Source organism: Paenisporosarcina sp., assembly GCF_049671445.1.
Lineage (GTDB): Bacteria > Bacillota > Bacilli > Bacillales_A > Planococcaceae > Paenisporosarcina.
On the sequence record NZ_JBATUX010000001.1, the window covers coordinates 1 to 9,383 of the forward strand.

A 9,383-nucleotide genomic window follows, 5' to 3' on the forward strand; every position below is an offset into this window, starting at 1 on the left:
GATACGAAATCGCACTTTTTAGAAAGTTTATACTATGTGAATGATTGGGTGTTGCTCTCTAGAGAGTTGTTTTCCCATTCATTTTGATTTATTCCCACTCACTCGGTGTTTATTCTCCTTCGCGGTCGATATATTCCCCTTCATTCTCTATTTAGTCCCCTTCAACTACTCTTTATTCCCCTCCACCCAATTTTCCCCACAAAAATACCCTGAACAAAGTGAGTGGGGGCTAATTTGTTTTGTTTTCGCTTCGCTACTGTTGAAGAGAATTAAGCAAATTTGATATATGGTGGTTATTCCCTTTCATTTAATTTCCCCAAAATTTTAGATGCCTGTTTACATGTGTCAATTTGCAGAAATCGCCTGCATTCTTTATTGGTTATCTTTCTATCAATCAACATTGCAAAATCACTAAGGGCATTAAGATGTCCTACTTTAGTGGACTCACCACATTTTCGGCAGCGCCACTCTCTGTAAAACTTTTTCACAGCAAATGAATGGCATTTTTCGCAAGTAACACCGGGAACAATATCTTTGGATTCAATAAAGTATTTAGAGGTAATCGGAAATGGATTGTAATCTTGATGTGCATTTAAAAATTCAGTTAAGAGTGCCTCCATCTGATCATAATCCAATTTCATTTTATCTCTAGGGCGTGTACGAATATAATGAGCAAGTTCCTGCAGTCCAATTATGGGAATCTCTGTTTCATCAAATTGAATAGATCGATTAGCATCTTTAAATATCACAATTTGATATATGGGTAATTCTATATTCTTCATTTCTAAAAAATCTTGCAACAGATCTGTTATTTCAACTACTTGAGCTAATGGGTTTTTATAATAATCAATTTGGCCAGAAGCTAAAGTTCGTTCGAGCTGAGGATGATTTTTACGAATTTTTATATGTCCGCCTATATTCTTCATTTCCAAAATAATGGCATAGTATGGGGTTACAATTAATGAATCAATTTGGAACCAAGCAGTAGAGTATAGATGCAAATCATGTAAAACATAATAGTCAAATCTGAATTTCACACGTTCAAAAAAAATATTTAAGAGTTCCTCTCCTTTTATACCAGCAATTATTTGCCTTTGTAGTCCTTCTAAAAAAACGTATTTGGGATGAGATGGAGATAATCTTCGAATCGCAGCCTCTACTCCCATTAATTTTAATGAATCCGTTCGATATTTCATAATCATCAACATAGCACCTACCCATAACAGTTCTTAGCCTGAATTTTATATCGAACTAATATTTTTTACATCAAAATGGGACAAAGTTGTATTTTGGCTCTGTATTGACGATACAAAATTTATATTCCCCTTGAAATAATGAGGCATTATTAAATTATGACTATTAGTATAAGTCCAGTTTAATAATTAACTATATTGGTTATTCCCTTTCATTTCGGTTTATTCCCTTTCACTCGGTGTTTATTCTCCTTCGCGGTCGATATATTCCCCTTCATTATCTGTTTAATTCCCTTCAACTACTGTTTATTCCCCTTCACCCAATTATTTCCACAAAAATACCCCCAAACGAAGTGCGTGGGGGCTAATTAGTTTGATTTTCGCTTCGCTCTTATTGGTACAAGTGTCACTTGATATAATTCTAAGTTTCTTCTCATCCAAAAAAGACTGCCTAGGCAGTCTTTAATGTGATTGTTTTTCTAAAATGATGTCCATCTGTTCAAAGGTCATGGGTTTGTAAAAGTAGTAACCTTGACCGCAATTGCATCCGATTGTACGAAGTATGGTTAGTTGTTCTACTGTTTCAATGCCTTCAGCAACAGATTGCATATTTAAGTTGGCCGCGAGCTGTACAATGGTTCGCACAATGGCTAGAGTGCCTTCATTTTCAATCTTCGATATAAAACTTCGATCAATCTTAATTTCACTGACAGGTAGTTGTTGCAAATAGCTGAGTGACGAGAAGCCCATTCCGAAATCATCTACGGAACTTTCAAATCCTGCTAACTTCAATTGCTCAAAAATATTTTTAGCAAAGTCAAAATCAACTAAGCCGATACTCTCTGTTATTTCAATACGTAAATATTTTGAAGGAATGTCGAATTTTTTTACGGTATTACGCAAATCTGCTACAAAGTAGGGGTGGAAAAAGTGATCTGTAGAAATGTTGACCGCAACCGGCAACAAAAATTTGCCCTCTCGTTTGCGTTTTTGTAACCAAGTTAATACTTTTGTCAGAATGATTTGTTCAATGGCTCTGATTTTTCCTGAATTTTCAGCAGCTGGGATAAAGACATCAGGTGGCACTTGTCCTAGTTCTGGCGAATTCCATCTCGCTAAAGCTTCAAAAGAAAAAATTTCACCTGAATTTAAATCAATTTTCGGTTGAATATGAACGTCAAATTCACCTCGTTGTAAAGCATGTGATAAGTGATTAATAATTGTAAGTTTGCGCTTTGCCTTTTCATCTTGGTCTAAAGTGAAAAATGATAACGCACTTCCTGCTCGTTTCTTTGCTTCAGAAATTGCTGTATCTGCATAGCGAATAAGTTCGTCACAAACGATTTTATTTCCTTTGAAGGGTGTTACACCAATTTTCATGGTTACATACATTTCTTCATCCCCTATTAAAAAAGGATCATTCACACTACTCAAAATCAAGGATGCGTATCGTTCAATTTCAGCTATTGGAAGTAAACTAGCAATAATTAAGGCCGGACTTGAGAAGAGAGCGATGATATCATCGCTTCGTTTAAAAACGCGCTCTATTCGTTTACACATTTGCTTAATCAATTCATCTCCAGTTACTCGACCATAGACATCGACTATATGCGCAAATTCTGAAGGCTCTATAATTGCAACGAAACCAGTTTTATTTTCATTTAGTAAATCTTTAAGTTCATTTACAAAATAATGACGATTCGGAATACCCGTGTCTGCATCTATATATGCAAGACGCAGCACTTCTTCTTGATGATTAGAATATTTCACGGCAAGTGAAATAAGTGGAGCTAACCGTTGCATAAATTCTAAATCGACAGCCCGTGGTTTATTGGGTTTATTAAAATAGGTAGCAATAGTTCCTATTACTTTATTTTCTTGCGTCATTATTGGAATGGACCAGCAAGCACGTAAATTATGGCTAAGTGCAAGATCTTTGTAATCAACCCATAAAGGATCTGTTTCTATATCCGTCACGATTACTGGTTTTTTAGTATATGCTGCCGTACCACAGGAACCTGAATTGAGACCAATTTTAGAACCTTGAATAGCTTGGTTATATATGTCAGGTAAGGATTTAGCTGCTGCTACAATCATTCGATCTTGGGAGTCGAGCAAAAGAATGGAGCTTTTCGTATCTTGTTGAAAGAAACTTTCAGCCACATTACATATCTTTTGAAGAAGGACACTTAATGCATAGCCTTTTTCAATACCTTCGTAAATTTCTTGTTGCACCACAAATATTGCTTCCGTTTGTTTGCGGTTAGTTACATCTAATTGTAACCCTATGTAAAATAACAGTATTCCGTTTTCATCACGCAGAGGTTGTATAACTAGTTCATTCCAAAATGGGGTTCCATCTTTTCGGTAGTTTAATAGTTCAGTATGTATGGAATCTCCAGAAGCAATTTGTTTTCGTAAGCTCTGAATTGAATCTTCAAGCGTTTCAGGACCTTGTAAGAAACGACAATTCTGACCGAGAACTTCTTCACGAGAAAAGCCTGACAATCGTAAAAAAGGGTCGTTAACATAAACAAGTGGGTTGTTTAGACTATCTGGGTCGGACACTACAAAACTGGTTTGATATTGATCGCCCAAACGACATAACCAATCAAATAAAAGGTCTTTGCTTAATCCTTTTGGATAATTCGTTTTCAAGCCTTACACCACCTTAATGTCTATGTAGTCCTATAGTAGAGGATTTGAAAAAAAAAAGCTAGAATTTACTAGCTAAATATATCCAAAATTCTAAATTTTTTACCAATTGTAATTTTTGACATTAACTTTGTTTACTGCTGGCTTATTTAAGCATAGAAATTTACTGAACAAATACACATGCATTTTAAATACAAAAACACCACAGACAAGAGTCTGTGGTGCCATCCTATTAAAGTTAACCCTATTTATCTAAAAGAGTGTTTGCTCGTTTTTTTATGAAATCCTTTTCCATAATAAGAGAACGTTAAGAAAACTAGCCACAACGGTCCAACGATAAGAGCAATTCTCGTATCTGGATTATAAGCCATCACAATAATTACAAAAGCCAAGAAGGCAAGTGCAATATATGAAGTGAACGGAAATAAAGGTACTTTATATTTCAATTTTTCTTTTTCTCTCGTTTTTAATCCTCTACGGAAACTAATTTGTGATAACAAGATAATTCCCCATGTCCAAATAGCTCCGAAAGTAGCAATACTCGTTACCCAAGTGAATACTTTAGCTGGAACAATATAATTTAAAAGAACTCCAACTAATAATACAGCTGACGTGGCAATAATAGCTGTTCCAGGAACTCCGTTGTTAGTTAAGTTCCCAAAATTCTTTGGCGCTTGCCCATGCTCTGCAAGGTTGAATAACATTCTTCCCGTACTAAATAGTCCACTATTACATGAAGAAAGCGCTGCCGTTAAAATAACAAAGTTAATAATACCCGCTGCACCTGGTATCCCAATTTGTTCAAATGCCAGAACAAATGGACTGCCTTTTGAACCGATTTCTTGCCACGGATAAATTGACATAATAACAAACAGTGCTCCTACATAAAAAATTAGGATACGCCAGAATACGGTATCAATTGCTCGGGCAATTGATTTTTCTGGATTTTTTACTTCTCCAGCTGTTACACCAATCATTTCGATGCCAAGATACGCAAACATGACCATTTGAAGTGATAATATAAGACCTTTTATTCCGTTCGGGAAAAATCCACCATTTTCCCACAGATTACTAATACCAGTAGCAATACCACCGTTACCAATACCAAATGTAATCATACCGAATCCGACGAAAATCATCCCAATAATTGTTACTATTTTAATCAAAGCAAACCAAAACTCAAGTTCACCATACGCTTTAACTGCAAGGAAATTAATAGAAGCCATTGCAACTAAAGCAATTAATGCCCAGATCCATCGTGGTGTATCTGGATACCAAAATTCCATATAAATTCCGACAGCCGTTATCTCTGCCATACAAGTAACAACCCATAGGAACCAATAATTCCAACCCGTTATGTATCCTGCAAGTGGTCCTAAATAATCCCGTGCATATTTACTGAACGAACCCGCTACTGGTTTGTGAATCGCCATTTCGCCAAGTGCTCTCATAATAAAAAACATCATAAGTCCGCTGAATGCATAACCTAATAAGATACTTGGACCTGCTAATTTAATTGCTGTAGCAGAACCCAAAAATAGACCTACTCCGATAGCAGCTCCTAAAGACATAAGTGTGATATGTCTCTCTTCCAATCCACGTTGCAGTCCAGTTGAATGTGAATTTTTCTTCATACTTGTGTCCCCCTTTTGTTCGCGAGCTAGCTTTATAAAATGATTTAAATAATTGTGCTATAGTTTTATTCTTTCATTATTTAGCATTACCCTAATATAAATCATTTATAATAGTTTGACTAGTTACATAAGTTCTAGTTACAAAGCCTTCTCTACTATTGATTCTTATACCCCATAAAATAAAATATATGTTAGGAATTATAAAAATATTATAGTAATAGTTATTCTTTTTAAATTATATTACCAAAATATTTTAAAGGTTCTATCAATTAAAAGGTTATTATCATAACAGCTTTTTCAAACGGAACAATTACACTGATCGCATTCGATACAATGCATGAAAAATGTGTGTGGAAATGGCTGAATCACTAAAACAGCCGGGAAAATGAATGGGAATAACCACACAACTTTGTGTGAAACCTTATCATTATTAGCCAAACGAAAACAAAACTAATTTGCCACCACTCACTCCTTTCAGTTATGGGGAAAAATGGGCGAATGGGAATAAACGGAGTCTGAAGGGGAATAAATCACTCGCCAGTGGGAATAAATCAAAATTGGGAATTACCACATTTCTTCAGTGTTAATAGCACTCTTGAATATAGTAAAATAAAAAAGGATTTTTCTAGGACAACATTGTCCTTAGAAAAATCCTTTATTTATTATCTATTTACTGTTTATTGATACAAAGGGAACTTAGCAGTTAAGGCTGCTACACGTTCTGCCGATTCTTTGTGAACCGCTTCGTCTTCAATATTTTTCAGTAATTTCGCGATGATTGAGGCAATTTCTTTCATTTCTGGTTCTTTAAATCCACGAGATGTAACGGCAGGTGTACCAATTCGAATACCTGAAGTTACAAACGGGCTTGTTGTATCGAATGGAATCGTATTTTTGTTTACCGTAATGCCAACTTCGTCCAACACTTTTTCCGCCACTTTACCTGTTAGCTCTAAAGAACGTAGGTTAACTAGCAATAAGTGATTGTCCGTACCACCAGAAACGACGTCAATTCCTTCATCAATCAAGCAGTTTGCTAATGCTTTAGCATTTTTCACGACTTGTTGAATATATGTTTTGAATTCTGGTTGTTGAGCTTCACCGAAAGCAACAGCTTTAGAAGCAATTACGTGCATTAATGGGCCACCTTGAATTCCAGGGAAAATCGTTTTATCAATTTTCTTCGCAAATTCTTCAGTTGTCAAAATTAATCCACCACGTGGACCACGAAGCGTTTTGTGTGTTGTTGACGTTACAAAATGAGCATGTGGTACAGGATTTGGATGTTCACCCGCTGCAACTAGACCAGCGATGTGTGCCATATCGACCATCAAGTACGCTCCTACTTCATCTGCAATCTCACGGAATTTCGCGAAATCAAGTGTACGAGAATAAGCACTTGCTCCAGCAACAATCATTTTTGGTTGATGTTCGATCGCTTTTTCACGAACTTCTGAGTAATCAATTGTTTCGGTTACTTCATCTACACCGTATTCAACAAAGTTGTATTGAATTCCACTGAAGTTGACTGAAGATCCGTGAGTTAAGTGACCACCGTGAGATAAGTTCATTCCTAAAACAGTATCGCCTTGCTCAAGTACTGTCATGTAAACAGCCATGTTAGCTTGTGAACCTGAGTGAGGTTGCACGTTTGCATGCTCTGCTCCGAAAATTTCTTTCAAGCGGTCACGTGCGATATTTTCAACAACGTCCACATGTTCACAGCCACCATAATAGCGTTTGCCAGGATAGCCTTCAGCATATTTATTTGTTAATACAGACCCTTGAGCTTCCATTACTGCTTCTGACACAAAGTTTTCAGAGGCTATTAATTCAATGTTACCTTGTTGACGTATTTTTTCAGCATTCATTGCTTCATAAACCACTTTGTCTTGCGCAGCAATCTTTTTCATGTGTCCATATCCCCTTTGAGTCTATTTGTTTTTATATACTGCTCGTTCACCGCCGATTAGTTTCGGTCGAGTGGTAGAGAGGGTGACTATTGCTTCACCAATTTGTTTTACAGATGTTCGAATCGGCACCGCGACTGATTTGATGTGCATGCCGATGAGTGTTTGTCCAATATCGATGCCGCCGTGGGCTACCACATGCTCGACCACAACAGGATCGCTGAAATGCGTATAAGCATAAGCTGACATAGACCCACCTGCTTTTTGAACAGGAATGACCGATACCGGTTCTAGTCCGAAGACTTCTGCCGTTTGTCGTTCAACCGTAAGTGCACGGTTGATATGCTCACAACCTTGGAACGCTAAATGAATGCCGTGCTTGTGGGCAAATGTATGAAGCGGCTTATATAGTACTTCCGCTACTTCCATTCCACCTGCAGAACCAATTCGCTTGCCGACAATTTCAGAAGTCGAGCAACCAATGACAAGTAGTTGTCCAGGTGTAAACGTAACTTGTTCAGCAAATCCATCCAACAATTCTTCGAGTTGAGATTGCCACAATGTGTAAGCATCCATATGACCAAACTCCTCTATTTGTTTTCCAGTTCAGAAAGTTTTGAGATGCGACGTTCGTGACGACCGCCTTCGAACTCGCCTTCTAACCATGTTTTCACGATTTCGCGCGCTAAGCCACCGCCAACTACGCGTTCGCCCATTGCTAAAATATTGGAATCATTATGACCTCGTGTCGCTTTTGCGCTAAATACATCGTGCACTAGAGCACAACGGATGCCTTTTACTTTGTTTGCCGCAATCGACATGCCAATTCCTGTACCGCAAATTAAGATACCACGGTCAAATTCCCCTGCTGCTACACCTTGTGCTACTGGTTGCGCATAGTCTGGGTAATCGACAGAATCACTTGTTTGTGGTCCAAAATCTTGATACGTGTGACCTAGTTCATCAAGTAAAGAGGTAATTTCTTTGCGCAAATTATTGCCGCCATGATCGGAAGAAATCGCGATGTTCATAATAGTCCCTCATTTCTTTTCTTACTCGATTTCATCTTACCATTTTTAATAGGAAAAGCGCAAAGTGACATTTTGACAAATCAGAACTGTCTAAACAATCTTAGTGATTTTAGTTTGGGTAATGAAAGAATTTATTGTTCTTTTATATAGAAGGTCGGCCAAAGATACAATTTTGGCCTCTTGCTACTTACTTTATTTCAGACCTTTCTTTAAAGTTAGTAGTGACACTCACTTTAGAGTTAAAAAAGACAGTTTTTGATGTTGAAAATCCCATTTTTCATTCTTCCGATAAATCTCAGTCTGACTTTTCGAGGTTGACGTCTGGAAAATTAGCGTTGACGTCTGAAAAAAACGCCTCCAGGTCTGAAAAATGCGCATCGACGTCTGAAAACATGAATTGCACAAAATTTGGGACGCTCCCCTGACACAGCTAGGTTTCCAGTGCGCTTCGGCTGTCTCCTCTGCTGCACTATCATCTAGAGAACAAAGAGTGGGGCTTGTGACTGCGTCACTCGCCCCACTCTATTTTTTTCGATTATTCTGCGGCGGAGATTCATCCTTCGCTCCCTGAAAACCTGAGTGCAAACCGTTACAATCTTTTTGTTTATTAGAGAATTGACACTCTCTTCATATAAATATTCGGCCGAAGATGCAATTTTGGCCTCTTTCTGCTTTTTTTATATTTATTCTGCTAAATACTTTAATGAGTTAAAGAACACCTATATGACACTAAGTATAGGTACATCATTCAATATCTTAGTTGTTGAAAAGGGATATAAATTATGGGAAACCCTAATAACAAAGGTTTCCCATCTCTTGTTTACCTGATGTTCATAAAATGCTCTATCCAAACAATTCCCAAAGAGATAATCCAAATTGTTAAGGGAATTACCAAACTCTTAAATGCTTGCAACCACTGATAGTTTTTCCTTTGTTTTTGCAGTAGTCTATCCGTAACAA

The 9,383-nt window shown here is 37.2% G+C and carries 6 protein-coding genes; all 6 read right to left on the reverse strand.

Annotation, left to right across the window (positions count from 1 at the left end; genetic code table 11):
* Positions 1-293: 293 nt before the first annotated feature.
* Positions 294-1,202 carry a nuclease-related domain-containing protein gene (locus tag WBG45_RS00005; protein ID WP_424411761.1) on the reverse strand — a complete coding sequence of 303 codons (909 nt, stop codon included), beginning with the start codon at positions 1,200-1,202 and terminating at the stop codon, positions 294-296.
* Between the two features lie 453 nt (positions 1,203-1,655).
* Positions 1,656-3,851, reverse strand: a complete 2,196-nt coding sequence (locus tag WBG45_RS00010; protein ID WP_424411762.1) for an EAL domain-containing protein — start codon at positions 3,849-3,851, stop codon at positions 1,656-1,658.
* A gap of 245 nt (positions 3,852-4,096) precedes the next feature.
* The gene (locus WBG45_RS00015; RefSeq protein ID WP_424411763.1) at positions 4,097-5,482 is read right to left on the reverse strand and encodes an amino acid permease; all 1,386 of its coding nucleotides are present in this window, start codon (positions 5,480-5,482) and stop codon (positions 4,097-4,099) included.
* 677 nt (positions 5,483-6,159) lie between these two features.
* Positions 6,160-7,395, reverse strand: a complete 1,236-nt coding sequence (gene glyA / locus WBG45_RS00020; RefSeq protein WP_024535558.1) for a serine hydroxymethyltransferase — start codon at positions 7,393-7,395, stop codon at positions 6,160-6,162.
* 21 nt (positions 7,396-7,416) lie between these two features.
* Positions 7,417-7,968 carry a TIGR01440 family protein gene (locus WBG45_RS00025; RefSeq protein WP_424411764.1) on the reverse strand — a complete coding sequence of 184 codons (552 nt, stop codon included), beginning with the start codon at positions 7,966-7,968 and terminating at the stop codon, positions 7,417-7,419.
* A 14-nt stretch (positions 7,969-7,982) separates the two neighbouring features.
* Positions 7,983-8,423, reverse strand: coding sequence for a ribose 5-phosphate isomerase B (rpiB, locus tag WBG45_RS00030; protein ID WP_424411765.1), 441 nt, complete (start codon positions 8,421-8,423; stop codon positions 7,983-7,985).
* Positions 8,424-9,383: the final 960 nt, after the last annotated feature.

What these genes read in the sequence shown, in the direction of transcription:
- WBG45_RS00015 (WP_424411763.1), bottom strand. Translation starts at nt 5,482, where the DNA reads ATGAAGAAAAATTCACATTCAACTGGACTGCAACGTGGATTGGAAGAG.
- WBG45_RS00025 (WP_424411764.1), bottom strand. Translation starts at nt 7,968, where the DNA reads ATGGATGCTTACACATTGTGGCAATCTCAACTCGAAGAATTGTTGGAT.
- glyA (WP_024535558.1), bottom strand. Translation starts at nt 7,395, where the DNA reads ATGAAAAAGATTGCTGCGCAAGACAAAGTGGTTTATGAAGCAATGAAT.
- rpiB (WP_424411765.1), bottom strand. Translation starts at nt 8,423, where the DNA reads ATGAACATCGCGATTTCTTCCGATCATGGCGGCAATAATTTGCGCAAA.
- WBG45_RS00005 (WP_424411761.1), bottom strand. Translation starts at nt 1,202, where the DNA reads ATGATTATGAAATATCGAACGGATTCATTAAAATTAATGGGAGTAGAG.